Genomic DNA, 26,376 nt, shown 5'->3' with positions numbered 1-26,376 from the left:
GCGCTGCTCGGCTGCACCGCCGTGGTGCTGACCGGGTGCGCGTCGATGCCGGACAGCGGAGACATCCACGCGGTGAAGGCGTCCCCGCGGGCGGACTCCCAGGTGCGGGTGTACGCGGTGCCGCCGCGGAAGGGCGCCACTCCCGTCGAGATCGTCGACGGCTTCCTGGAGGCGATGACCAGCGACGACGCCAACTTCGCCACCGCGCGTACGTATCTGACGCCCGAGACCTCGCAGAAGTGGCGTCCGGAGGCCAGCACCACGGTGCTCGAGGCCGCGCCGAGCTCCGGGCAGGCCGTGACCGGCGGACGCGACAATCCCGGCATCGACTACCCGCTCTTCGGCAAGCAGGTCGCCACGGTCGACAACCAGCAGGCGTACCAGCCGGTCACGCCCACGGACTACCGCAGGACCATCCATCTGTCGCAGCAGAACGGTCCGGACGGCAAGGAGTGGCGCATCGACAACCTGCCGCCCGGGCTGGTGCTCGGCGTGTCCGACTTCCAGCGCAGCTACGTCTCGGTGAACAAGTACTACTTCGCGTCCGGGCGGAGCGTGGTCGTCGCCGACCCCGTCTACATCCGGCAGCGGCTCGACCCGGTGACCCGCATGGACCCGGTGACGCAGTCGGTCAAGTCGTTGCTCGAAGGCCCGACGAACTGGCTGAAGCCGGTCGTCGAGTCGCCCTTCCCCACGGGCACGGCGCTGAAGGAGGGCGTGAAGACGCTGACCTTCGACGACCGCAACGCGTTGAAGGTGCCGCTGAACGACAAGGCGTCCAACGTGGGCCGCCCTCAGTGCATCAAGATGGCGGCGCAGATCCTCTTCACCGTGAAGGACGTGACGTCCACCCGCGTCGAGCAGGTGGAGGTGCAGCGCAAGGACGGCTCGCAGCTGTGCGTGCTCAACGGGGGGCAGGCGGAGGAGTTCGCGCCGGACCGCTCGAGCAGCCCGAACAACCAGTACTTCGTCGACAGCAGGGGCCAGTTGGCGACGCTGCCGGGCGCCGCGAAGGACATCGACGAGCCGGAGAACGTGCCGGGGCCGTTCGGCAACGGCCAGCTGCAGCTGAGCGCGGTCGGTGTGGCACGCGACGAGCGCACGGCGGCCGCGGTCTCCAAGGACGCCTCCAAGCTCTTCGTGTCGTCGATCATCTCGGACGGCGAGCTGGGCGACGCGGTCGTCGAGAGCAAGGGCAAGGACCCTGCCCACCGGCTCTCGGCGCCGAGCTGGGACGGCCAGGGCGATCTATGGGTGGCGGACCGCGACCCCGCGCATCCCGCCCTGCTGCGCCTGGAGGACGGCGTGGGAGCACCGCAGAACGTCAAGATCATTCCGGGGCTGGACGGCGCGCACATCGACGCGCTGAAGGTGTCGGCGGACGGCTCGCGCATAGCGCTGCTGCTGGCCAAGGACGGCAAGACCACGCTGAAGATCGGCCGGGTGGAGCGCCAGGGCCCCAAGGACGAGCCCGTGGTCTCCGTCGCGGAGCTGCGGCCCGCCGCGCCGCAGATGGAGACGGTGACGGCGGTCTCCTGGGCCGGTCCCAGCAAGCTCGTGGTCGTCGGCAAGGAGTCCGGCGGCGTCCAGCAGGTGCGGTACATGCAGACGGACGGGTCCAGCCTCCCGGCGAGCATCCTGCCGGGACTGACCCAGGTCAAGGCGGTCACGGCGACGGGCGACGAGGCGCGGCCGCTGGTGGCGTACTCCGAGGAGGACGGCATCGTGCGGCTGCCCGCCGGGGCGAACTGGCAGACCCTGGTCAAGAAGGGCTCGGCCCCGGTCTACCCCGGCTAGGTCCCAGGCCTGCCCTGACACCTGCCGGTCAGGGCGGCCTGCCCCATCGGCCTGCCCTGACACCGGCCTGCCCCGACCGCCCTGTCCCGGGTAACCCGTACGGCCGCACAGGCCGAGAGCCTTCTCCTCAGCTCCCCCATTCCCCAGCTCCCCCATTCCCCCCGGTTCTGCCTGCGCTGCGGGGCCGCGGCCATCCCGGCGATCTCGCGGTTGTCCACAGGAGTGGCGGGGCTCTCCCCGCGTTGGCACAGTGGTGGTCATGCGGGGGTGGTGGCACGAAATCACCGGGCTCGTGCTCCCGGTCGCCTGCGGCGGCTGTGGCACGCCTCGTACGCCGCTGTGCGAGGAGTGCGCGGACGCGCTGCACGGGACGGCGGCGCGGCGGGCCAGGCCCGTGCCGGAGCCGCCGGGGCTGCCGGCGGTGTACGCCGCCGCGCCGTACGAGGACGCGGTACGGGCCGTGCTGCTGGCGCACAAGGAGCGGGGTGTACTGGGGCTGGCCAGGCCGCTGGGGAGCGCGCTCGCGGGCGCCGTTCGGGCGACGGTGCTCCGGGCCGGTCCGGAGCGGGGCGAGGGGCCGCTGCTGCTCGTGCCGGTGCCGTCGGCTCGGCGGGCGGTCAGGGCGAGGGGGCACGACGCCGCGCGGCGGATCGCGCTCGCGGCGGCGGGCGAGCTGCGGCGTACGGGGACGGAGGCGAGGGCGCTGCCGGTGCTGCGGCAGCGGCGAGCGGTGGCGGACCAGTCGGGCCTCAGCGCCCGGCTGAGGGTGGCGAACCTGGCCGGGGCACTGGAGGTGCGGGCAGGTGCTGAACGGCTGCTGGAGGGCGGCAGGGCAGTCCTGGTGGACGATCTGATGACGACCGGGGCGTCTCTGGTCGAGGCGGCCAGGGCGTTGCGTGCGGGGGCAGGCCGGGGGTTTTCCGGATTCCTACAGCTGGGCGCTGCCGTTGTCGCAGTCCCACCGCAATCTTTCGAAATGAATCGGAACTGACAGGGTACTTGCGACGTTGCAGGTAGTGAGGAGGGAAATTCGTCTGAACGGAGGTACGCGCTGGTAGCGGGTGCCGACATCCGTCCGATCGAGCTATGTTCGGTTGTGAGGAATGGCGAATGTCGTGCCTCACCGAATGCACCGCCGGGGTTCCAGGCCATGGATTCGGCGCTGAGAGAACCTCGAAGTTGGTGGGGGTGGGGATCTTGTCGACTGGGGAGGAGGAGGTGAAAGTCGCCAAGTCCGAGACTCCGGTGATCACCGGAGTCTGGTGCAAGTGGGAGACGCTCCGCCGCCAGTGAGCGGGTGGAGCCCATCCGGGAACGGAGTTCTGCGTGGACATCGTCGTCAAGGGCCGCAAGACCGAGGTGCCTGAGCGGTTCCGCAAGCACGTGGCCGAGAAGCTGAAGCTGGACAAGATCCAGAAGCTCGACGGCAAGGTGATCAGCCTGGACGTCGAGGTGTCCAAGGAGCACAACCCGCGGCAGGCCGACCGTTCCGACCGCGTGGAGATCACACTTCACTCCCGAGGCCCGGTGATCCGGGCGGAGGCCGCGGCCGGCGACCCGTACGCAGCGCTTGACCTCGCTACGGGCAAGCTCGAGGCGCGGCTGCGCAAGCAGCACGACAAGCGCCACAACCGTCGTGGCAGTGGCCGCATTTCAGCGGCAGAGGTGGCCGATGTCGTTCCCGGCGTCGCCGAGTTGAACGCGAACGGCCGACCCGTCTCCGAAGAGACGCCCGCAACGATTCCCACCACCCGGATCGGCTCGCTCGAAGTACAGGGCGAGGGACCGCTGGTGGTTCGCGAGAAGGTCCACACCGCAGCACCGATGACGCTCGACCAGGCGCTCTACGAGATGGAGCTGGTCGGGCACGACTTCTACCTCTTCGTCGACTCCGAGACGAAGCAGCCCAGTGTCGTCTACCGACGACACGCCTACGACTACGGCGTCATCCACCTGGAGAGCGACCCGCTGGCCGGGTCCGAGGGGGCTGGCGCGGGAGGCGCGCTCGGCGGATGACCCCGTCGGCGGACTGACGAGAAGACGGTGCCCCTGGAGCGCCTCGTGCGCCCCCAGGGGCACCATCGTGCGACCACAGGGTCACCGCTCTGTCGTCCCGGCATGAAAGCATGGAGCCGCAAGCCAACCCGTGCGCTGTGCACTGATGTTGGCGGAGCGGATACACATGATCTTCAGGCCACGGCTTTCAGGGGGAGGAACGATGGCGGACAGCTTCGGACCGGTGCACGGCGACGTGAGCGATTCCGAGAGCGCAGTCGTCGACGCCACCGCGGATACGGGCGGGTCCCGCAAGGAGCCGATCAGGGTCCTCGTCGTGGACGACCACGCCCTCTTCCGGAGAGGTCTGGAGATCGTCCTCGCCCAGGAGGAGGACATCCAGGTGGTCGGCGAGGCCGGCGACGGCGCGGAGGCCGTCGACAAGGCCGCCGATCTGCTGCCGGACATCGTGCTGATGGATGTACGCATGCCCAAGCGCGGCGGCATCGAAGCCTGCACCTCCATCAAGGAGGTGGCCCCCAGCGCGAAGATCATCATGCTGACGATCAGCGACGAGGAGGCCGACCTCTACGACGCGATCAAGGCGGGCGCCACGGGCTATCTCCTCAAGGAGATCTCCACGGACGAGGTCGCCACGGCGATCCGAGCGGTGGCGGACGGCCAGTCGCAGATCAGCCCCTCCATGGCGTCGAAGCTCCTGACCGAGTTCAAGTCGATGATCCAGCGCACCGACGAGCGCAGACTCGTCCCCGCTCCTCGGCTGACCGACCGGGAGCTCGAGGTGCTCAAGCTCGTTGCCACGGGCATGAACAACCGGGACATCGCCAAGGAGTTGTTCATCTCCGAGAACACCGTGAAGAACCACGTCCGCAACATCCTGGAGAAGCTGCAGCTGCACTCCAGGATGGAGGCCGTGGTCTACGCGATGCGGGAGAAGATCCTCGAGATCCGCTAGCGGCGCGCGCCGCAGCGCCGAGGAGTGCCGACAAGCACCCCGGAGCACGACCAGCGCCGACAAACACCGAGGAGCGCGGAAGCACCCCGGAGCGGCGACCCCGACAAGCGCCGACAAGCGCCGAGGCTGCGGGAGCGTCGGCTCGCGGCGGTCGGCCAGCCGTTCGCCGGTCAGGCGACCGCTCGGGCGAGCTCCGCGGTCAGCTCGGGGCGGTCGACGCGTTCGATCCGTACGGAGTCGCAGCCCACCCACTCCGCCGCCTCGCGCAGGGCCTGCGCCATGGGCGCGACCGCCTTGGGCGTCTCCAGCGACACCTGGCGCGCCACCAGAGTCGTCCCCTCGCGGCCCGGGTCGACGCGGCCCAGCAGCTTTCCGCCCGACAGCAGGGGCATCGCGAAATAGCCGTACACGCGCTTCGGCTTGGGGACGTACGCCTCGAGGCGGTGCGTGAAGCCGAAGATCCGCTCGGTGCGGGCCCGCTCCCAGATGAGGGAGTCGAACGGCGACAGCAGCGTGGTGCGGTGCCGGCCGCGCGGCTCGGAGGCGAGCGCCTGCGGATCGGCCCAAGCCGGCTTGGCCCAGCCCTCGACCGTGACCGGCACCAGGCCGGAGTCCGCCGCCACCGCGTCGAACTGCTCGCCCTTGAGACGGTGGTAGTCGGCGATGTCCGCCCGGGTGCCGACCCCGAGGGCCTCCCCGGCCAGCCGGACCAGACGGCGCAGGCACTCCGCGTCGTCCAGGTCGTCGTGGAGGACGGCGTCCGGGATCGCGCGCTCGGCCAGGTCGTACACCCGCTTCCAGCTGCGTCGCTCCGTGCACACCACCTCTCCGTTCATCAGCGCGCGCTCGACGGCGACCTTCGACTCCGACCAGTCCCACCACTCGCCGCCGTTCTTCGCGCCGCCCAACTCGGTCGCCGTCAGCGGGCCTTCCGCGCGCAGCTGCTTGATGACCGCGTTGTACGCGCCGTCCGGGAGGTCGTGGTACCACTGCGGGCGGGTGCGGTAGGCGCGGCGGCGGAAGGCGAAGTGCGGCCACTCCTCGACGGGCAGGATGCAGGCGGCGTGCGACCAGTACTCGAAGCTGTGGCCCTCCGTCCAGTACGCGTCCTCGACGGTGCGGCGGCCGACGGCGCCGAGGCGGGCGTACGGGATCAGCTCGTGCGAGCGAGCCAGCACGGAGATCGTGTCGAGCTGCACGGCGCCGAGGTGGCGCAGGACGCCCCGGACCCCGGCCCGCCGGTTCGGCGCGCCGAGGAATCCCTGGGCGCGCAGCGCTATGCGGCGGGCTTCGTCGGCGGACAGTTCGGCGGCGGGAGGCGGCAGCGTCGTCATGCTTCGCACGATAGACGCCGCCACTGACAGTCCGGCCGGGTCTCCCGGGCACCGCCTCGGACCCCGTCCCGCAGTCCCCTCGCCCCGGACCCCCGCCCCGGTGCACCCCGCCGCCGGGGGACGCACGCCCCGGACCCCTCGACCCCCGAAAGCGCGGCCGCCTCAGCCCCGCGTCGGGAGGTACGCGTAGGGGCTCGGCAGGCCCAGGTCAGACGGGAGCAGCGAGCCCACCCAGGCGTCGCGGAGCGTGTCCTTGTTGAGCAGGGCGGCCCGCAGCTCGCCCTCGATCGTGAAGCCCGTCTTCTCCGCGACGGCCCTGGAGCCGGTGTTGCCCACCTCGGCCCGCCACTCCAGCCGCGTGGCGCCGAGCCGGGCGAAGGCCCAGTGGGCCACCGCGCCCACCGTCTCCGCCATGACCCCGCGGCCCCGGTGCTCCTTGCCCGTCCAGAACCCGATCTCCCACGTGCCCGAGAGGGTACGGAGGGTGACGGCCACCGAGGCCATCAGCGTCCCGCCCTCGCGCGGCAGCACCGCGAAGGTGCACATCGTGCCGTTGCGCCAGCCGTCCGGGACCATGCGCTCGGTGAACTCGGCCGCGTGAGCGCGTTCGTACGGCGAGGGGACCGTGGTCCACCGCTGGATGTCCGGGTCCTGACAAGCCTGGAGCACGGCCTCCGTGTCGTCGGTCGTGAAGCTGCGCAGCAGCAGGCGTCGGGTGGTGAGAGTGATGGGCTCCATCCCCGGATTCTGGCCAGCGGGGCGGGCCGGCGCGAGCACTTTTCGTACCTCACCGGCACCTTCCGCGTGTCCCGCGCGTTCTCCTTGCGGGTGACGGCAGGCCTCTGTGACGGCGGACCTCCGGTGGACCTCCCGGCGCGGCAGGGTCCTCGCTTACGATGGCCGTTGCGGTGGGGCCTACCTGCCGTGCCCGCGCCAGTGTCCGTTACACGACCCAGTGCCAGGCCCGATCGGCAAGGAGACCAACCTCAGTGTCCGTCTTCAACAAGCTCATGCGTGCAGGCGAAGGCAAGATCCTGCGCAAACTGCACCGCATCGCGGACCAGGTCAACTCCATCGAAGAGGACTTCGTCAACCTCTCCGACGCCGACCTGCGGGCGCTCACCGATGAGTACAAGCAGCGCTTCGCCGACGGTGAGACCCTGGACGACCTGCTCCCCGAAGCCTTCGCGACGGTCCGCGAGGCCGCCAAGCGCGTCCTCGGCCAGCGCCACTACGACGTCCAGATGATGGGCGGCGCCGCCCTGCACCTCGGATTCGTCGCCGAGATGAAGACCGGCGAGGGCAAGACCCTCGTCGGCACCCTCCCCGCGTACCTCAACGCGCTCTCGGGCAAGGGCGTGCACCTGATCACGGTGAACGACTACCTCGCCGAGCGCGACTCCGAGATGATGGGACGCGTCCACAAGTTCCTGGGCCTGGACGTCGGCTGCATCCTCGCCAATATGACGCCCGCCCAGCGGCGCGAGCAGTACAACTGCGACATCACCTACGGCACGAACAACGAGTTCGGCTTCGACTACCTCCGCGACAACATGGCGTGGTCCAAGGACGAGCTCGTCCAGCGCGGCCACAACTTCGCGATCGTCGACGAGGTCGACTCGATCCTCGTCGACGAGGCCCGTACGCCGCTGATCATCTCCGGCCCCGCCGACCAGGCCACCAAGTGGTACGGCGACTTCGCCAAGCTGGTCACGCGCCTCACGAAGGGCGAGGCGGGCAACCAGCTGAAGGGCATCGAGGAGACCGGCGACTACGAGGTCGACGAGAAGAAGCGCACCGTCGCCATCCACGAGACGGGCGTCGCCAAGGTCGAGGACTGGCTGGGCATCGACAACCTCTACGAGTCGGTCAACACGCCCCTCGTCGGCTATCTGAACAACGCCATCAAGGCGAAGGAACTGTTCAAGAAGGACAAGGACTACGTCGTCATCGACGGCGAGGTCATGATCGTCGACGAGCACACCGGCCGTATCCTCGCCGGTCGCCGCTACAACGAGGGCATGCACCAGGCGATCGAGGCGAAGGAAGGGGTGGACATCAAGGACGAGAACCAGACCCTCGCCACGATCACCCTGCAGAACTTCTTCCGCCTCTACGGCAAGCTGTCCGGAATGACCGGTACGGCCATGACGGAGGCCGCCGAGTTCCACCAGATCTACAAGCTCGGCGTCGTGCCGATCCCGACGAACCGGCCGATGGTCCGCATGGACCAGTCCGACCTGATCTACCGCACCGAGGTCGCCAAGTTCGCCGCGGTCGTCGACGACATCGTGGAGAAGCACGAGAAGGGGCAGCCGATCCTGGTCGGCACCACCTCGGTCGAGAAGTCCGAGTACCTCTCGCAGCAGCTGAACAAGCGCGGCGTGCAGCACGAGGTCCTCAACGCCAAGCAGCACGACCGTGAGGCGACGATCGTCGCCCAGGCAGGCCGCAAGGGCGCCGTGACCGTCGCCACGAACATGGCCGGCCGCGGTACGGACATCAAGCTCGGCGGCAACCCCGACGACCTCGCCGAGGCGGAGCTGCGCCAGCGCGGCATGGACCCCGTCGAGCACGTCGAGGAGTGGGCCGCGGCCCTGCCCGCGGCGCTGGAGCGCGCCGAGGCGGCCGTCAAGGCCGAGCACGACGAGGTCAAGGACCTCGGCGGGCTGTACGTCCTGGGCACCGAGCGCCACGAGTCGCGCCGTATCGACAACCAGCTGCGCGGTCGTTCCGGCCGTCAGGGCGACCCGGGCGAGTCCCGCTTCTACCTGTCGCTCGGCGACGACCTGATGCGTCTGTTCAAGGCGCAGATGGTCGAGCGCGTGATGTCCATGGCGAACGTGCCGGACGACGTGCCGATCGAGAACAAGATGGTCACGCGCGCGATCGCGTCGGCCCAGTCGCAGGTCGAGCAGCAGAACTTCGAGACGCGTAAGAACGTCCTGAAGTACGACGAGGTCCTCAACCGTCAGCGCGAGGTCATCTATGGCGAGCGCCGCCGCGTTCTGGAGGGCGAGGACCTGCACGAGCAGGTGCGCCACTTCATGGACGACACGATCGACGCCTACATCCAGGCGGAGACCGTCGAGGGCTTCGCCGAGGAGTGGGACCTGGACCGGCTGTGGGGCGCGTTCAAGCAGCTCTACCCGGTGAAGGCCACCGTCGAGGAGCTGGAGGAGGCGGCCGGCGACCGCGCCGGGATCACCGCGGAGTTCATCGGCGAGACCATCAAGGACGACATCCACGAGCAGTACGACGAGCGTGAGAAGACGCTCGGCTCGGACATCATGCGCGAGCTGGAGCGGCGCGTGGTGCTGTCCGTCCTGGACCGCAAGTGGCGCGAGCACCTCTACGAGATGGACTACCTCCAGGAGGGCATCGGCCTGCGCGCGATGGCCCAGAAGGACCCGCTCGTGGAGTACCAGCGCGAGGGCTTCGACATGTTCACCGCCATGATGGAGGGCATCAAGGAGGAGTCCGTCGGCTACCTGTTCAACCTGGAGGTCCAGGTCGAGCAGCAGGTCGAGGAGGTTCCGGTGCAGGACGCGGCGGAGCGCCCCTCGCTGTCGAAGGAGGACGCGGTGCCGGCCGGCGCCTCGCGCCCGGAGATCCGCGCCAAGGGGCTCGACGCCCCGCAGCGTCCGGACCGGCTGCACTTCTCGGCGCCCACGGTGGACGGCGAGGGCGGCGTCGTCGAGGGCGACTTCGACAACGGCGACGGGCCGGCCCGCTCGGAGACGGACGGGATGACGCGTGCGGAGCGCCGCAAGGCGCAGAAGGGCGGTGGGCGGCGCCGCAAGAAGTAGCGCCTGAGCTCGCGCTCCTCGCTCCATAGCTCTACAGGCTCTATGGACGACGCTCGACAGCTCTATAGAGGCTCGATAGCCGACGGCCGGGGCCGGACACCGCTATAGGTGTCCGGCCCCGGCCGTCGTCTGTGCGCACGCCCGCCGGCCGCCCGCTCGCGCCCTAGCGGGCCGCTGGGACGCGCTCGCCGCCCAGTTCCACGGCCGCGCAGCGCCAGCGCTGGTCCGCGCCCTGCTCCAGGCGGAACGCCATCGCGCTGACCCGGTCGCCCGAGCCGATACGGGCGAAGGCCTCGATCACGCCCGGGCCCGGGTGGTACTCGCCGCAGTGGCGGACCACAGGCGTCACCCGGTCCGCCGGGCGCAGCGGCGCGCCAGGGGCGAGCCGTACCAGCTGCTCGTACGCCTCGCCGATGGTGTGGCCGAGCATCCAGTGGACCGGGCGCTGGCCGCTGAGCACCGCGAGCAGGCGGTCGGCGAACCAGTAGTGCGGCTTGTGATGTCGCCGTGCACGCGCCATCGCCGATGCCGCCACCGCGGCGGGCCGGCGCTGGTCGCGTCGTCCTGCGGGCCGGGTCCTGTCCATCGAGATCGCCCCCGTCGTGCCGGGCCCGGAGTGGATACCGGGCGGTAACTTCGTTGGTGATTCTTCTACGGGGGCGGGCTGGGCGGCCGCAATGAGCGCGGGCGGAAGCGCGGGCGGCCGGGAAGATCGCCTATCTGGGTGATCGGGGTACATCGACGGGCGGATCTGGGCTGGTGGAGCCGCCGGCGAGGCGGACGCGCAGGGCGCGCGAGGTGGACGGTGCGCGAGCTGGGAGGGGCACCCCGAAGGGGGACGTCCCACGTATCCTGAGGGCGTCTCCCGACTACGAAAGCGGCCAGCCAATGCGCGTCTACGTCCCCCTGACCCTTCCCGGTCTCGCAGAGGCGCACAAGGCGGGCGAGCTGGGCCCGGGCCCGCTGACCGCCTACGCCGTCACGCCCGGGCTGCGCGAGTGGTACGTCTCCGACGACATCGAGGAGCTCGAGTACGCGGCTCTGAGCCGGGCCGCCGCGGGATCGCTGCGGCTGCTGGCCGGGGCGCCCGAGACGGCGCGGCGACGGGTCGTCGTCGCCGTGGACGTGCCCGACCAGGACGCGGTCGCCGATCCCGACGGGGCGCTCGTCGCGAGCGCGCTCGGCGAGGTGCGGATCGCGTCCGCGGTCCCGCTGGCCAAGGCGGCGGCGGTGCATGTGGACGCCGACGACGCGGTGGCGGACGTGGCCGCGGCGGCGGAGGCGCTGGGGGCGGCGGACCAGGGCGACGACGACGCGCAGTTCACGGTGGACGGGGCGGACGACCACGAGCTGCTCTGGTACGGGGTGCAGGAGATCCCGAACCTGCTGGGCTGAGGCGGTCCTGCGAGGGCCGTTCTCCGGCGGAGAGGCCCGTTGTCAGAGGCGCCCGGTACCGTTTTCGGTATGGGGAAGCACAACGGGCACCTGGTCTGGGACTGGAACGGCACACTCCTCGATGACAGCAAGGCGGTCATCGGGGCGACGAACGCGGCGTTCGCGGAGATCGGTCTGGAGCCGATCACGCTGGAGCGCTATCGAGAGTTGTACTGCATACCAATTCCGCGCTTCTACGAACGGCTGATGGGGCGGCTGCCGTCGGACGCGGAGTGGGAGGTCATGGACGAGGCCTTCCACCGGCACTACAGCGAGCACCGGATCGGCTGCGGGCTGACCGAGGGCGTGGAGGAGCTGCTGCGGCAGTGGGGGCTGGCGGGGCGCAGCCAGTCGCTGCTGAGCATGTACGGCCATGAGCAGCTGGTGCCGGTCGTGCGGGGGTACGGCATCGAGGAGCACTTCATACGGGTCGACGGGCGTACCGGGCCGTCGGGCGGCACGAAGGCGCTGCACATGGAGCGGCATCTGGCGGCGCTGACCGAGGTCGGGGTGGACCCGTACCGCACGGTGGTCATCGGCGACGCGGCGGACGACGCGGTGGCGGCGGCGCATGTGGGGGCGCGGGCGGTGCTGTACACCGGCGGGTCGCACAGCAGAGCGAGTCTTGAGTCGGCGGGGGTGGGGGCGCCGGTGGTGGACAGCTTGGCGGAGGCGGTGGAGGTGGCGGCGGAGCTGGTGGCGTAGGGGGCGGTTGCTTCCCCACCCCGCCCCTTCCCTTAACCGGGGCTCCGCCCCGGACCCCGCGCCTGCTGCGAAGCGGCGACCCGCGTCGGGCGGGTGCGAACAGCCGCCCGACGGGGGCTGCGCCCCGGACCCCGTTTGCCCCTGCGGGCCCCCTAGTCTGCGTGGCCGCGCCGGGCACCCGCGTCCGGGGCTGCTCACGCCCAGGGCGCTTGTCGGGGTCGGCCCCAGGCCCTGCCAGGCCGCCCGCGCCCCAAGGCCCCGGCAGGAGCTCGCCCTACCCGCGCGCCAGGCGGCTGCTGGGGCCGCGCCCCAGGAGCTGCCAGGGGCCCCGCGACCCCTGCGCCCCTGCGGGCCCCGCCTCCGCGTGGCCGCGTCCCGCACCCGCGAGCAGCGGGGCTCGACCCCAGCCCAGCAGGGCCCCGGGGCCCTGCTGCGGGCGCTATGGAGCGGCGCCCCGCGTCGGGCGGGTGCGGTCCGCCGTCGAGCCGGGGGCTGCGCGCCCCGGACCCCGTTTCCCCCTGTTGGGCCGTCTCCGCGTGGCCGCCCCCAGCACCCGCGTCCGGGGCCGCTCACGCCCGGGCCCCCGGGAGGTTGTCGTAGCCGCGCCCCAGGCCCTGCCGGGGCCCCGGGTACCCCTTTGCCCCTGCCAGGGGCCCCGGGCCCCGTCCCCAGGCCCCCGAACCCCGCTACCCATCCCCCCACCCCCTACCTCACGTCACCGGTGCCTTCGTCCTCAGGAGTTTGAGGAACTCTCGCATCCAGGCCGGGTGGTCCGGCCAGGCGCGGGAGGAGATCAGGGTGCCGTCCACCACCGCCTCCGTGTCCTGGAAGCTCGCACCCGCCGCCTGCATGTCCAGTTCGAGCGCCGGATAGGACGTGACGCGGCGGCCCTCCAGGCTGCCGATCGCCGCCGTCAGCAGCGGGCCGTGGCAGATCTGGGCCACCGGCTTGTCCGCGTCGAAGAAGGACTTCAAGATCTTGCGCAGTTCCGGGTCGTTGCGCAGATACTCCGGGGCCCGGCCGCCCGGGATGACCACCGCCGCGTACTGGCCCGGGTCGACCTCCGAGAACGCCAGGTCGGCGGGCCAGGTGTAGCCCGGCTTCTCGGTGTACGTGTCGAAGCCCGGCTCGAAGTCGTGCACCACGAAGCGCAGCTTCTTGCGGGCAGGGGCCGCGATGTCGACCTCGTACCCTTCCTCCAGCAGCCGCTGGTACGGGTAGAGGACCTCAAGGGACTCGGCGGCGTCGCCGGTGACGATCAGGATCTTCGTAGTCATGGCTTGCTCCCGGTGTCGGGCGTGCGACTGTGGCGGCCATGCCGACGGTCCGTGCCGACAGTGACCGGTTCGTCACCTTTAACCTGCACCGACGGAGGCTCTTTGCCAAGAGGGCCTGTGTCGCTGTCCAGAGTGTCAAACTTCCGGCCGTGCTTTTGTACACATACAGCTCATGACGGTTTAGGGGGGCGGGACGATAGCCTGGTGCCGTGATCAGCGCGATACGCCGTGGGGGCAGCGAAGCCCCCGGCCTGCGCCCGGAGTGCCACCGCGCCCGGGCGATCGTTGATCTTCTCATTCCGGCCCGGCTGCCAAAATTGGCCGATTATGGCGCGGACATCTCTCATCGCGGCATAGCGTCGACTCCGACCGGACACCCCGCGTCGTGGCGTTGCGTCGCTTCTTTCACCTACGTCACGCAACGGCGCGCGACAGGAGCCAGAGGACATGCAGACCAAGCTGGACGAAGCCAAGGCCGAGCTGCTCGCACGGGCTGCCCGGGTAGCTGAGAACAGCCCGGTCGGGGGGAACCTTCCGACTGGGGCCGAGCAGGACCGTCCTGACCAGGACACCCTGCTCTCATACCTCCAGCGCTACTACCTGCACACCGCCCCCGAGGACCTCGCCGACCGCGACCCGGTCGACGTCTTCGGCGCCGCACTCTCCCACTACCGACTCGCCGAGAGCCGCCCGCAGGGGACCGCCAACGTGCGCGTCCACACCCCGACCGTGGAAGAGAACGGGTGGACCTGCAGCCACTCCGTGGTCGAGGTCGTCACCGACGACATGCCCTTCCTCGTCGACTCGGTCACCAACGAGCTCTCCCGCCAGGGCCGCGGCATCCACGTCGTGATCCACCCGCAGGTCACCGTCCGCCGCGATGTGACGGGCAAGCTGATCGAGGTGCTGCCCGCCGAGGCGAACGGCCAGCCCTCCTCGTCGCTGCCGCACGACGCGCTCGTCGAGTCCTGGATCCACGTCGAGATCGACCGCGAGACCGACCGGGCCGACCTCAAGCAGATCACCGCCGATCTGCTGCGGGTGCTGTCCGACGTCCGCGAGGCCGTCGAGGACTGGGAGAAGATGCGCGACGCCGCGCTGCGCATCGCCGAGGAGCTGCCCAGCGAGCCGACCGCCGACGACCTGCGCGACCAGGAGGTGGAGGAGGCGCGCGAGCTGCTGCGCTGGCTCGCCGCGGACCACTTCACCTTCCTCGGCTACCGGGAGTACGAGCTCACCGAGAACGACGCGCTCGCCGCCCGCCCCGGCACCGGCCTCGGCATCCTGCGCTCCGACCCGCAGCACAGCGCCGACGACACCCACCCGGTCAGCCCGTCCTTCAGCCGGCTGCCCGCCGACGCCCGCGCCAAGGCCCGCGAGCACAAGCTGCTCGTCCTGACGAAGGCCAACAGCCGCGCCACCGTGCACCGCCCCTCGTACCTCGACTACATCGGGGTCAAGAAGTTCGACGAGCAGGGCAACGTCATCGGCGAGCGCCGCTTCCTCGGCCTCTTCTCGTCCGCCGCGTACACCGAGTCCGTGCGCCGCGTGCCCGTCGTGCGCCGCAAGGTCGCCGAGGTGCTCCAGGGCGCCGGCTTCTCGCCCAACAGCCACGACGGCCGCGACCTGCTCCAGATCCTGGAGACGTACCCGCGCGACGAGCTGTTCCAGACGCCGGTCGACGAGCTCCGGTCGATCGTGACGAGCGTCCTGTACCTCCAGGAGCGCAGGCGGCTGCGGCTCTACCTGCGCCAGGACGAGTACGGGCGCTACTACTCCGCCCTCGTCTACCTGCCGCGCGACCGCTTCAACACCACCGTCCGCGAGCGTCTGACCGGCATCCTCAAGGAGGAGCTCGGCGGCACCAGCGTCGACTTCACCGCGTGGAACACGGAGTCGATCCTCTCCCGCCTCCACTTCGTCATCCGCGTCCCCTCCGGCACCGAGCTGCCCCATCTGACCGACGCCGACAAGGACCGCATCGAGGCCCGGCTGGTCGACGCCGCCCGCTCCTGGGCCGACGGCTTCGCCGAGGCGCTGAACGCCGAGTGCGGCGAGGAGCGCGCCGCCGAGCTGCTGCGCACCTACGGCGCCGCCTTCCCCGAGGGCTACAAGGCCGACCACTCGCCGCGCGCCGCCGTCGCCGACCTGGTGCATCTGGACCGGCTGACCGGCAGCGGCAAGGACTTCTCGCTCTCGCTGTACGAGCCGGTCGGCGCAGCCCCCGGCGAGCGCCGCTTCAAGATCTACCGCACCGGCGAGCAGGTCTCCCTCTCCGCTGTGCTGCCGGCGCTCAACCGGCTGGGCGTCGAGGTCGTCGACGAGCGTCCGTACGAGCTGCGCACCTCCGACCGCACCAGCGCCTGGATCTACGACTTCGGTCTGCGCATGCCGCTGTCGACCGGCAACGGCGGCGACTACCTCGGCGACGACGCCCGCGAGCGCTTCCAGGAGGCCTTCGCCGCCGTGTGGACCGGCGAGGCGGAGAACGACGGCTTCAACTCCCTCGTGCTGCGCGCCGGTCTGAACTGGCGGCAGGCGATGGTGCTGCGCGCCTACGCCAAGTACCTGCGCCAGGCCGGCTCCACCTTCAGCCAGGAGTACATGGAGGACACCCTCCGCGACAACGTCCACACCACCCGGCTGCTGGTCTCCCTCTTCGAGGCCCGGATGGCCCCCGAGCGCCAGCGCGCGGGCACCGAGCTGATCGACGGCCTGCTCGAGGAGCTCGACGGCGCGCTCGACCAGGTGGCCTCGCTGGACGAGGACCGGATCCTGCGCTCCTTCCTCACCGTCATCAAGGCCACGCTGCGCACCAACTTCTTCCAGAGCGCCGACGCGGCGAACCCGAAGAAGGGCGAGAAGGCGGCCAGCGGCGGCCGGCACAGCTATGTGTCGATGAAGTTCGACCCGCAGGCCATCCCGGACCTGCCCGCGCCCCGCCCGGCGTTCGAGATCTGGGTGTACTCCCCGCGCGTCGAGGGCGTGCATCTGCGCTTCGGCAAGGTCGCGCGCGGCGGTCTGCGCTGGTCCGACCGGCGCGAGGACTTCCGTACGGAGATCCTGGGCCTGGTCAAGGCGCAGATGGTCAAGAACACGGTGATCGTGCCGGTCGGCGCCAAGGGCGGCTTCGTCGCCAAGCAGCTCCCGGACCCGTCCGTGGACCGCGACGCCTGGCTGGCCGAGGGCATCGCCTGCTACAAGACCTTCATCTCGGCGCTGCTCGACATCACCGACAACATGATCGCGGGCGAGGTCGTCCCGCCGCCGGACGTCGTGCGCCACGACGAGGAGGACACCTACCTCGTCGTCGCCGCCGACAAGGGCACCGCGACGTTCTCGGACATCGCCAACGAGGTCGCCATCGCGTACGACTTCTGGCTCGGCGACGCGTTCGCCTCCGGCGGCTCCGCCGGGTACGACCACAAGAAGATGGGCATCACGGCCCGCGGCGCCTGGGAGTCCGTCAAGCGGCACTTCCGCGAGCTCGGCCACGACAGCCAGACGCAGGACTTCACGGTCGTCGGCGTCGGCGACATGTCCGGCGACGTGTTCGGCAACGGCATGCTGCTCTCCGAGCACATCCGCCTGGTCGCCGCCTTCGACCACCGGCACATCTTCATCGACCCGAGCCCCGACGCCGCCGTCTCCTACACCGAGCGCCGCCGGCTGTTCGAGCTGCCCCGCTCCTCCTGGGCGGACTACGACAAGGACCTGCTGTCCGCGGGCGGCGGGATCCACCCCCGTACCGCCAAGTCGATCCCGGTCAACGCGCATATGCGCGAGGCCCTCGGCATCGAGCAGGGCGTCTCCAAGCTGACGCCCGCCGAGCTGATGCAGGCGATCCTCAAGGCCCCGGTCGACCTGCTGTGGAACGGCGGCATCGGTACCTATGTCAAGGCGTCGACCGAGTCCAACGCGGACGTCGGCGACAAGGCCAACGACGCGATCCGCGTCAACGGCGAGGACCTGCGGGTCAAGATCGTCGGCGAGGGCGGCAACCTGGGCCTGACCCAGCTCGGCCGCATCGAGTTCGACCGCCACGGCGGCAAGATCAACACCGACGCGATCGACAACAGCGCCGGCGTGGACACCTCCGACCACGAGGTGAACATCAAGATCCTGCTCAACGGCCTGGTCTCGGACGGCGATCTGACCGTCAAGCAGCGCAACAAGCTGCTCGCCGAGATGACCGACGAGGTCGGCAGCCTGGTGCTGCGCAACAACTACGCGCAGAACGTCGCCCTGACCAACGCCGTGACCCAGTCGCCCTCCCTCCTCCACGCCCACCAGCGCTTCATGCGCCGGCTGGGCCGGGACGGGGCGCTGGACCGGGCGCTGGAGTTCCTGCCCAACGACCGCCAGATCCGCGAGCTGCTCAACGCGAGCAAGGGGCTCAGCCAGCCCGAGCTGGCCGTGCTGCTCGCCTACACCAAGATCACGGTGGCGGACGAGCTGATCGGGACCTCGCTGCCGGACGACCCGTATCTGCGCCGGCTGCTGCACGCGTACTTCCCCCAGCAGCTGCGCGAGCGCTGCCCCGAGGCGATCGACGGGCACGCGCTGCGCCGGGAGATCGTCACGACGGTGCTGGTCAACGACACGGTGAACACCGGCGGCTCGACCTTCCTGCACCGGCTGCGCGAGGAGACCGGCGCGTCGATCGAGGAGATCGTGCGGGCGCAGACCGCCGCGCGCGAGATCTTCGGCCTGGGCGCGGTCTGGGACGCCGTCGAGTCCCTGGACAACCAGGTCGCGGCCGACGTCCAGACCCGCATCCGGCTGCACTCGCGCCGGCTGGTCGAGCGCGGCACCCGCTGGCTCCTCGGCAACCGCCAGCAGCCGCTGGAGCTCGCGGAGACCATCGAGTTCTTCGCGGAGCGCGTGGAGGAGGTCTGGTCGCAGCTGCCGAAGATGCTGCGCGGCGCGGACCTGGAGTGGTACCAGAACATCCTCGACGAGCTCACCGCGGTCGGCGTCCCCGAGGAGCTCGCCCTGCGCGTGGCCGGCTTCTCGTCCGCCTTCCCGACGCTCGACATCGTGGCCATCGCGGACCGTACGGGCCAGGAGCCGATGGCGGTCGCCGAGGTGTACTACGACCTCGCCGACCGGCTGCGGATCACCCAGCTGATGGACCGGATCATCGAGCTGCCGCGGGCCGACCGCTGGCAGTCGATGGCCCGCGCCTCGATCCGCGAGGACCTGTACGCGGCGCACGCGGCGCTGACCGCGGACGTCCTGTCGGTCGGGAACGGCTCCTCGACGCCCGAGGAGCGGTTCAAGGCGTGGGAGCAGAAGAACGCGGCGATCCTGGGCCGTGCGCGCACGACGCTGGAGGAGATCCAGGGCTCGGACCAGTTCGACCTGGCGAACCTGTCGGTGGCGATGCGGACGATGCGTCAGCTGCTGCGTACGCACAACTGACGCGGGGGCGCGTGAAGCGCTGAATGCCGGACGGACCCAATGCCGGACGGACTCAGGGGTCGGACGGGCTGGAACTCCAGCCCGTCCGGCCCCTGAACGCTCTGCCCAGCCAGCCAGAGGAGCGCGGGTCCCTCGCCGAGCGCTCCACGCGCGCGACCGCCGCGGTCAGCGGCTTGGGGAGCCAGCCGCGGAAGTCGTGCACATCGCGGCCCGCCGCGCGCCCGCACATCGCCGCCGCCTGCGCAGCGGTCGGCCGGTCCTGCGGCCGGGCGGACAGGCACGCGTCGAGCACCTCGCGCAGCGCCGGCGGATGGGCGCTCAGGTCCGGGGGCTCGCGGTCGGTGCCCGCGATCCGGGTGGCGACGACGAGACCGCCGCCCTCCCCGTACGGATGGCGTCCGGTCGCGGCCTCCGCCGCCACCAGGCCCAGCGTGAAGACGTCGGACGCGGGGGTGAGCTGCTTGCCGAGCGCGTGCTCGGGCGACATGTACTTCGGGGTGCCGACCATCCGCCCGACGGTGGTGAGGCTCTCGGTCCCCTCCGCGCGGGCGATGCCGAAGTCGAGCAGGCACGGCCCCTCCGCGGTGAGCAGCAGGTTCGCCGGCTTCACATCGCGGTGTATGACGCCGGCGGCGTGCACGGCGTCCAGCGCGTGCGCGGCGCAGGCGGTCAGCTGGAGCACGCACCCCAGCGGCAGCGGACCGTACTCCTCCAGCGCGTCGTCGAGCGGCAGCCCCGGCACATAGCGGGTGGCGAGCCAGGGGCGGGCGGCCTCCGCGTCATGGTCGACGACCTGCGCCAGATGGCGGCCGCCGACCCGCCGGGCCGCCTCGACCTCGCGGGCGAAGCGGCGCCGGAAGTTCTCGCTCTGCGCGTGCTCGCGGCGGATCAGCTTCAGGGCGACGGGATGGCCGTCGGCGGTACGGGTGAGATAGACGGCGCCCATGCCGCCCTCGCCGATCCGCGCCTCGAGCACATACCCGGCGATCTCCGTCGGATCGTCCTGGCGCAGCGGCTCCGGCCCCCCGTTCCGCATCCCAGCCCCCTCTACGTCGGCAGGGGAGCCTACCGCTTGGCCGCGCCGGGCGTCCCGGTCGCGGCGGAGGGTCGCGGGGGGCGGGCGGGGTCGCGTGCGGCGCGGCGGGCGCCGGGGGCGCTGGCGCGCTCCCGGCCGGCTTGGCGACGGCCGGCTTGGCGACGGCTGGCCCGATGACCGCAGGCCCACGGACCGCCTGCCCAGGGAGTCCCCCGGGGACTGCCCCCAGGGACCGTCGGCCCGGCGACGGCTGGTCCTGGCGGCCGTCGGCATGGCGTCCATGGCCGTGGCGTCCGTCGCCGCAGTGGCCTGCCCGGCGACCGCCCGCGGCAGGACAGCACGGCCGCCGTGAGCAGCACTCCGTTCCGTACGACCGCGATCGTCCCTATTTCTCGGCGGTGAACCGTTCGTACGCGGCGACGACCTCCTTCGCCGGACCGTCCATCCGCAGCGTCCCCGCCTCCAGCCAGATCGCCCGGTCGCAGGACTCGGTGATCGTGCTGTTGCTGTGGCTGACCAGGAAGACCGTTCCGGCCTGCGCCCGCAGCTCGTCGATGCGCCGCTGGCTGCGCCGCCGGAAGGGGGCGTCCCCGGTGGACAGCGCCTCGTCGATCAGCAGCACGTCGTGGCTCTTGGCGGCGGCGATCGAGAAGCGCAGCCGGGCGCCCATGCCGGAGGAGTACGTGCGCATCGGCAGCGAGACGAAGTCGTCCTTGTCGTTGATCCCCGAGAACTCGACGATCCCGTCGTAGCGTTCGCGGACCTCCTCGCGGGTCATGCCCATCGCGAGCCCGCCGAGGACGACGTTGCGCTCGCCGGTCAGGTCGGACATCAGCGCCGCGTTCACGCCGAGGAGAGCGGGCTGGCCGTGGGTGTAGACCCGGCCCCGGGCGGGCGGCAGCAGTCCGGCGATGGCCTTGAGCAGCGTGGACTTGCCGGACCCGTTGGAGCCGATGAGGCCGATGGCCTCGCCCGTGTACGCCGCGAAGCTGACGCCCTTGACGGCGTGGACCTCGCGGACGCCGGGGGCGGCGCGGCGGGAGACGATCCGGCTGAGGGCGGAGACGGCGCTGCCGCGCCCGGTCCTCGCTCCGTTGACCTGGTAGGCGATGTGCACGTCGTCGACGACGACGGTGGGTGTTCGCCCAGTTCGCCCAGTTCGCTCAGCCACGGCCGTACCGCTCCTCCGCTGCCCAGAAGTACACGAATCCGCCCGCCCCCAGGAGCACGCCCCAGCCGAGCGCCAGCGCCCACACATGCGGCGGCAGCTGGGCCTTGTCGTAGCTCTCGATCAGCGCGAAGCGCACCAGGTCGATATAGACGGCGGCCGGGTTGCACTGGAGGGCCAGGACGACGGCGTGCGGCAGGTGCGCGTCGGCGACCGTCGCCCGGATGCTCCACATCACGCCCGACGCGTACATCCACGTCCGCAGCAGGAACGGCATCAGCTGCGCGATGTCCGGCGCGCCCGCGGCGAGCCGGGCCATGGCCATCGACAGGCCGGTGTTGAAGGCCGCCTGAAGCGCGAGCGCCGGGACGGCGAGCAGCCAGGACGCCCGGGGCGGCTGCCCGCAGCAGACCAGGATCGCGGCGAGCGCGCCCAGGGAGAACAGCAGTTGCTGGAGCTGCTGGAGGGCCAGCGCGACGGGCAGGGCGGCGCGGGGGAAGTGCAGGGCGCGTACGAGTCCGATGTTGCCGGAGATCGCACGGGCGCCGGCCATGATCGAGTTGGCGGTGAAGGTCCAGACGAAGACGCCGGTGACGAGGAACGGCACGAAGTCCTCGACGTGCTTCCCGGTGCCCATGAGCCTGCCGAAGATCACGTAGTAGACGGCGGCGTTGAGCAGCGGGGTCATCAGCTGCCAGAGCTGGCCGAGCCGCGCCTGGCTGTACTGCGCGGTGAGCCTGGCGGTGGCGAAGGCGGCGATGAAGTGGCGGCGGGCCCACAGCTGGCGGACGTACGCGCCGAGCGGCGGGCGGGCTCCGCTCACGGTCAGCCCGTGCTGGGCGGCGAGCTCGCTCAGGCTCACGTCGCTCCCTTCCCTTCCGGTGAGGCTTACGAGTGGCATACGAGGGGCTTTACGACAGATCTACGACGGAACGGGACCGTATCGTCGCTACGGTGAGAGTAAGACGTCGTTACGTCGCAACGCAACCGTCTCGTCGTGACGTGGGCGGCGCTATGCTGCGGGACATGACTACGGACCCCGCGACCCCACGCCGCACCCCCGCGGGAGCCGCGGTGCTCCGGGAGGACGTGACCGAGGCGATTCGCGCGGCCGTCTTCGAGGAGCTGGCGGCGGTCGGCTACGCCCGGATGTCCATCGAGGGCATCGCGCGGCGGGCGGGCGTGGGCAAGACGGCGGTCTACCGGCGGTGGAAGTCGAAGCTGGCGCTGGTGCTGGACCTGGTCACGGCGTTCGCGGCGAACGGGCTGCCGGCGCCGGAGACCGGCTCGCTGTACGGGGACGTGCGGGCGCTGCTCGAAGTGGCCGCGCACGCCCTGCGCCACCCGGTCGCCTCCCAGGTCATCCCGGACCTGCTGGTGGAGGCGGCGCGGCACCCGGAGATCTCCGACGCGATCAAGGCGGCGCTGCTGGACGGCCAGCAGGGCGTGGCCGCGGTGATCGTCCGCGAGGCGGTGGCGCGCGGCGAGCTCCCGCCGACGGCCGACCCGGACAGGGCGCTGGACCTGATGGTGGGGCCGCTGTACTGGCGGCTGGTCGTGGTGCGGGAGGAGGTGGGGGAGGCGTATCTGGACGCGCTGGCGGCCTCGGCGGCGGCGGCGCTGCGCGCGGAGGCTCCCCCGTCCTCGCGTCCCTCCCGCTGACGGGATCCTCCGCTCCCCCTCCGCCCCTTCCCTCTCCATCGCATCCCGATGCTCTCTCGATCCCCTTGCGGGGGAGGGCGGTTGGGCGTGCGGGCGCGCCTTCGCGCCCCCGCGGTGCGCCGATTCGGCGGTCGAGGGAGGGCCGTACGCGGGCGGCCGGCGTCCCCGTCACCCGTATGGCCCAACGTGCGGTGACCCTTGCCCGTCGGGCGGGTTGTTCTCCCCAGTCACCGCAACTCGCAGCGAACCGCGCTTTTGAACGGACGTGCCCACCATGCCTCTTCGGCTCAGCGTCGTCGTCCCCGTCTACAACGTGGAGGACTATCTCGAGGAGTGCCTGCGCTCGCTGGCCGACCAGAGTCTGCGCGACCTGGAAGTCGTCATGGTGGACGACGGATCCACCGACGGCAGCGCCGTCATCGCCCGCCGCTTCGCCGCCGAGGACGACCGCTTCCGGCTGCTCACCCAGGTCAACGCGGGCCTCGGCGCCGCCCGCAACGCCGGAGTCCGCGAGGCCCGCGGCGAGTTCCTCGCCTTCGTCGACAGCGACGACCTCGTCCCCGCCGACGCGTACGAGCGGATGGTGTCCTCCCTCGAGGCCTCCGGCTCCGACTTCGCCACCGGCAACGTCTTCCGGCTGCGCGCGAGCGGGAAGACCGGCCAGTCCCCGATGTTCCGCGAGCCGATGGCCGCCTCCCGCACCGCCACCCACGTCACCCGCCACTGGCCGCTGCTCTACGACCGCATCGCCTGCAACAAGGTGTTCCGCAGGGACTTCTGGGACCGGAACTCCTTCGCCTTCCCCGAGGGAGTCCTCTTCGAGGACATCCCCGTGATCATTCCCGCGCACTTCCTCGCCGCCTCCGTCGACGTGCTCCACGACACGGTGTACCTCTGGCGCGACCGCGACGGCTCGATCACCACCCGCCGGGCCCGCCCCAAGGCCGTGCAGGACCGCGCCCGTTCGTGCGCCCGCGCCGCCGAGTTCCTCGCGACCGAGCCCAAGTGGGCCGAGGGCAAGCGGCGTTACGACTCCAGCGTGCTCAGCAGCGACCTGAACCTGTTCATGGAGGCGCTGCCCGACGGGGACGGGGAGTACCACCAGGCGTTCCTCGACCAGGCCGGCGCCTTCGTGGGCAGCGTCGACCAGTCCGTCCTGGACGGCCTTCCGCTGCATCTGCGCGTCAAGTGGCAGCTCGTGCGCGAGCGCCGGATCGCCGAGCTCCTCGCCCTGCTCGCCTTCGAGAAGAACAACCGCGACGCCTTCCGCGTCCGCGGTGTGAAGAGGCTCCGCGCCTCCTACCCCGCCCTCGCCGCCGGCCTCCCGCGCCGCGTCACCGCGCTGAACAAGGCCGACCTGCCCGTCCTGTCGGACCTCGTCGAGGCGGTCTGGCGGGACGGGAGACTGCACCTCAAGGGCTACGCGTACGTACGCAACCGGCCCGTCGGCAAGCTGCGCCGGCGCTCGCTCACCATCGGCTGGCTGCGCTCCGGCCGCCGCCGCGTCCTGCCGCTGCGGCTGCGCAGGATCACCCTGCCCGAGGCGACCGCCGACTCCCGGCAGGGCATGCACTGCTACGACCGGGCCGGCTTCGAGGCGGTCGTCGACCCCGCCCGCCTCGGCACGTCCGCCACCTGGAGCCTGGAGGTCGGCATCCTGAGCGCCGGCGCCCTGCGCCGCGGCCCGCTGCGGATGCTCGGCAACCCCGCCGCCCCCGCCGTCCACCACGTCCGCGACGACCTGCGGATCGTGCCCCAGCTGTCCGGCAACAAGCTGCGGCTGAAGGCGGAGCGGGTCGCCGCCCTGCTCACCGGGCACCGGCCCGGCGACGACTGCGTACGCGTCGAGGGCGTCACGCTCGACGGCCTCGCCCCCACGGCGCTGCGGCTGGAGAACTGGCACACCAAGGAGCACCACGAGGTCCCCGCCGTCGCCGCGGACGGCGCCGCCTTCTGGGCCGACGTGCCGCTCGACCTGTTCGCCCCGGACGACGCGCACCACGCCAGCCCCTGGGGCGTACGCCTGGTCCGCGCCGACGGCAGCCGGGTCGCCGTCGGCGTGCGCACCGCCGTCGACCCCGGCCGCTACCCTCTCGACGGCCCCGCCCGCGAGCTCGTCGTCACCGCCAACGCGTCGGGCAACCTCGTGCTGTCCGACCAGAGCGCCCAGCCGATCGCGGACTCTCTCATGCTGCGGCCGTCCGGCGAGCTCACCGTCGCGGGCAGCTTCCCGCAGCACGCCCTGTTCGAGGCCGAGTTGGTGCTCCAGCACAACGGCAGCCACGAGGAGACGGTCGTCGACCCGCAGCTGAGGGACGGCCGGTTCCACGCCGTGCTCGACACCGCCGCCGTCCAAGGCCCCGGCGGCGAGCTGCCGCTGAGCGAGGGCCGCTGGTACCTCTTCTTCCGCGCGCGCGGCGAGAGCGACCCCGAGCAGTACATCCCGGTGCGCCTGGCCCCTGCCGAGCACGGCGCCGTCCCCCTCGTACAGCGGGTGCGCGGACGGGACTTCACCCTGAACCGCCGCTTCCACGACCAGCTGACGCTGGAGTCCGGCCCGGCGCTGACGGCGCGCGAGCGCGGCGGCTACCACGAGCGGATGCTGCGCAGGAGGTACGCCTCCCTGCGCCGCGGACCCCGCCGCGACACGATCCTGTTCTCCAGCTTCGACGGCCGCCAGTACTCCGACTCGCCGCGCGCCGTCCACGAGGAGCTGCTGAGCCGCGACACCGGGCTGGAGCATCTGTGGGTCGTGCGCGACCAGCAGGCGCCGCTGCCCGCCGGGGTCCGCGCCGTGGAGTACGGCAGCGCCGAGTGGCACGAGGCGCTGGCCCTCTCGCGGGCGCTGGTGACCAACACCCAGCTGCCCAAGTGGTTCGAGCGCGGCCGCGGCCAGTTCGTCGTGCAGACCTGGCACGGCACCCCGCTCAAGCGCATCGGCCGGGACCTGCTGGGCACCTCGCAGGCCAACCGCCCCTACATCGAGTCGCTGCCGCAGCGCGCCGGACAGTGGGACCTGCTTGTCTCGCCCAACCGCTTCGCGACCCCGATCCTGCGCCGCGCCTTCGGCTACGAGGGCGAGGTTGTCGAGTCCGGCTACCCGCGCAACGCCCTGCTGCACGCCGAGGACCGGCACAAGGTCGCCGCCGCCGTCCGCGAGCGCCTGGACCTGCCCGAGGACAAGAAGATCGTGCTGTACGCCCCGACCTGGCGCGAGGACCGGCCCAAGGGCGGCGGCTACGCCCTGGACCTCCGGCTCGACCTCGCCGCCGCCCGCCGGGCGCTCGGCGACACCCATGTGCTGCTGGTGCGCCGCCACTACCTGGTCGCCGACCGGCTGCCCGAGACCGGCGGCTTCGCCCGCGACGTCTCGCGCTACCCGGACGTCGCCGAGCTGATGCTGGTGAGCGACGCGCTGGTCACCGACTACTCGTCGCTGATGTTCGACTTCGCGCACACCGGCCGCCCGATGCTGTTCCACACCTACGACCTGGAGCACTACCGCGACACGCTGCGCGGCTTCTACTTCGACTTCGAGGAGCGCGCGCCGGGGCCGCTGGTCCCCGGCGGCCCGGAGCTGATCGAGGCGCTGCGCGAGCCGGAGGCGGCGGTCGCGGGGCACGCGGAGGCGTACGAGCGGTTCCGCGAGGTGTTCTGCGACCTCGACGACGCGCGGGCGGCGACGACGGTGGCGGACCGGCTGCTGACGGAGCTGTCCGGCGGGCAGACGAGCCGGTAGCCGAGCCGGTAGCCGAGCCG

At 71.4% G+C, this 26,376-nt stretch carries 17 protein-coding genes; 10 read left to right on the top strand and 7 right to left on the bottom strand.

Going from position 1 to position 26,376, the window contains the following annotated elements; all coding sequences use genetic code 11:
- Positions 1 to 45 precede the first annotated feature (45 nt).
- The 4 genes from AB0M39_RS26820 to AB0M39_RS26805 all read left to right on the top strand — a co-directional run bounded on the left by AB0M39_RS26820 (position 46) and on the right by AB0M39_RS26805 (position 4,768).
- On the top strand, positions 46 to 1,797 hold the full coding sequence (locus AB0M39_RS26820) for an LpqB family beta-propeller domain-containing protein (protein WP_365368471.1): 1,752 nt from the start codon (positions 46 to 48) through the stop codon (positions 1,795 to 1,797).
- A 259-nt stretch (positions 1,798 to 2,056) separates the two neighbouring features.
- Positions 2,057 to 2,788, top strand: coding sequence for a ComF family protein (locus tag AB0M39_RS26815; RefSeq protein ID WP_365368462.1), 732 nt, complete (start codon positions 2,057 to 2,059; stop codon positions 2,786 to 2,788).
- Between the two features lie 335 nt (positions 2,789 to 3,123).
- On the top strand, positions 3,124 to 3,813 hold the full coding sequence (gene raiA, locus AB0M39_RS26810; RefSeq protein ID WP_365368460.1) for a ribosome-associated translation inhibitor RaiA: 690 nt from the start codon (positions 3,124 to 3,126) through the stop codon (positions 3,811 to 3,813).
- 202 nt (positions 3,814 to 4,015) lie between these two features.
- Positions 4,016 to 4,768 carry a response regulator transcription factor gene (locus AB0M39_RS26805; RefSeq protein ID WP_365368459.1) on the top strand — a complete coding sequence of 251 codons (753 nt, stop codon included), beginning with the start codon at positions 4,016 to 4,018 and terminating at the stop codon, positions 4,766 to 4,768.
- 170 nt (positions 4,769 to 4,938) lie between these two features.
- Here the strand turns inward: AB0M39_RS26805 and AB0M39_RS26800 are convergent, their stop codons facing one another.
- Both AB0M39_RS26800 and AB0M39_RS26795 read right to left on the bottom strand, forming a co-directional pair.
- Positions 4,939 to 6,102 (bottom strand): crosslink repair DNA glycosylase YcaQ family protein, encoded by a 1,164-nt coding sequence (locus AB0M39_RS26800; protein WP_365368458.1) that lies wholly within the window; start codon positions 6,100 to 6,102, stop codon positions 4,939 to 4,941.
- A gap of 162 nt (positions 6,103 to 6,264) precedes the next feature.
- Positions 6,265 to 6,840 (bottom strand): GNAT family N-acetyltransferase, encoded by a 576-nt coding sequence (locus AB0M39_RS26795; protein WP_365368457.1) that lies wholly within the window; start codon positions 6,838 to 6,840, stop codon positions 6,265 to 6,267.
- A gap of 251 nt (positions 6,841 to 7,091) precedes the next feature.
- On the opposite strand from AB0M39_RS26795, the gene secA reads away from it, so the two are divergent.
- Complete coding sequence (gene secA / locus AB0M39_RS26790) at positions 7,092 to 9,911, top strand: preprotein translocase subunit SecA (protein ID WP_365368456.1); 2,820 nt, start codon at positions 7,092 to 7,094, stop codon at positions 9,909 to 9,911.
- Positions 9,912 to 10,074: 163 nt separating this feature from the next.
- Here the strand turns inward: secA and AB0M39_RS26785 are convergent, their stop codons facing one another.
- Entirely contained in the window at positions 10,075 to 10,497 is a 423-nt protein-coding gene (locus AB0M39_RS26785; protein ID WP_365368455.1) for an Rv3235 family protein, read from the bottom strand.
- 302 nt (positions 10,498 to 10,799) lie between these two features.
- Between AB0M39_RS26785 and AB0M39_RS26780 the strand changes: the two genes are divergently transcribed.
- A complete protein-coding gene (locus tag AB0M39_RS26780; RefSeq protein WP_365368454.1) occupies positions 10,800 to 11,306 on the top strand; it encodes a hypothetical protein in 507 nt (168 codons plus the stop codon).
- A gap of 69 nt (positions 11,307 to 11,375) precedes the next feature.
- Positions 11,376 to 12,050: an HAD hydrolase-like protein gene (locus AB0M39_RS26775; protein WP_365368453.1), complete on the top strand. Its 675-nt coding sequence runs from the start codon at positions 11,376 to 11,378 to the stop codon at positions 12,048 to 12,050.
- Positions 12,051 to 12,760: 710 nt separating this feature from the next.
- Here the strand turns inward: AB0M39_RS26775 and AB0M39_RS26770 are convergent.
- Positions 12,761 to 13,327, bottom strand: coding sequence for a DJ-1/PfpI family protein (locus AB0M39_RS26770; RefSeq protein WP_365368452.1), 567 nt, complete (start codon positions 13,325 to 13,327; stop codon positions 12,761 to 12,763).
- Positions 13,328 to 13,774: 447 nt separating this feature from the next.
- On the opposite strand from AB0M39_RS26770, the gene AB0M39_RS26765 reads away from it, so the two are divergent.
- On the top strand, positions 13,775 to 18,751 hold the full coding sequence (locus tag AB0M39_RS26765) for an NAD-glutamate dehydrogenase (RefSeq protein WP_365368451.1): 4,977 nt from the start codon (positions 13,775 to 13,777) through the stop codon (positions 18,749 to 18,751).
- 52 nt (positions 18,752 to 18,803) lie between these two features.
- On the opposite strand, the gene AB0M39_RS26760 is transcribed toward AB0M39_RS26765, so the two are convergent.
- The 3 genes from AB0M39_RS26760 to AB0M39_RS26750 all read right to left on the bottom strand — a co-directional run bounded on the left by AB0M39_RS26760 (position 18,804) and on the right by AB0M39_RS26750 (position 21,817).
- Positions 18,804 to 19,787, bottom strand: a complete 984-nt coding sequence (locus tag AB0M39_RS26760; protein ID WP_365368450.1) for a serine/threonine-protein kinase — start codon at positions 19,785 to 19,787, stop codon at positions 18,804 to 18,806.
- 385 nt (positions 19,788 to 20,172) lie between these two features.
- Positions 20,173 to 20,958, bottom strand: a complete 786-nt coding sequence (locus AB0M39_RS26755) for an ABC transporter ATP-binding protein (protein WP_365368449.1) — start codon at positions 20,956 to 20,958, stop codon at positions 20,173 to 20,175.
- On the bottom strand, positions 20,951 to 21,817 hold the full coding sequence (locus tag AB0M39_RS26750) for an ABC transporter permease (protein WP_365368448.1): 867 nt from the start codon (positions 21,815 to 21,817) through the stop codon (positions 20,951 to 20,953). The genes AB0M39_RS26755 and AB0M39_RS26750 overlap by 8 nt, the downstream gene beginning before the upstream one ends.
- Positions 21,818 to 21,969: 152 nt before the next feature.
- Here AB0M39_RS26750 and AB0M39_RS26745 point away from each other — a divergent pair, with 152 nt between their 5' ends.
- A complete protein-coding gene (locus AB0M39_RS26745) occupies positions 21,970 to 22,617 on the top strand; it encodes a TetR/AcrR family transcriptional regulator (RefSeq protein WP_365368470.1) in 648 nt (215 codons plus the stop codon).
- Positions 22,618 to 22,891: 274 nt separating this feature from the next.
- Positions 22,892 to 26,356 carry a CDP-glycerol glycerophosphotransferase family protein gene (locus AB0M39_RS26740; RefSeq protein ID WP_365368447.1) on the top strand — a complete coding sequence of 1,155 codons (3,465 nt, stop codon included), beginning with the start codon at positions 22,892 to 22,894 and terminating at the stop codon, positions 26,354 to 26,356.
- The last annotated feature ends 20 nt before the right edge of the window (positions 26,357 to 26,376 follow it).

It is taken from the genome of Streptomyces sp. NPDC051907 (assembly GCF_040681075.1).
In the GTDB taxonomy this organism is placed as follows: Bacteria; Actinomycetota; Actinomycetes; order Streptomycetales; family Streptomycetaceae; genus Streptomyces.
Note: the sequence above shows the minus strand (reverse complement) of the source record. Positions and strands in the feature narration are given on the sequence as shown.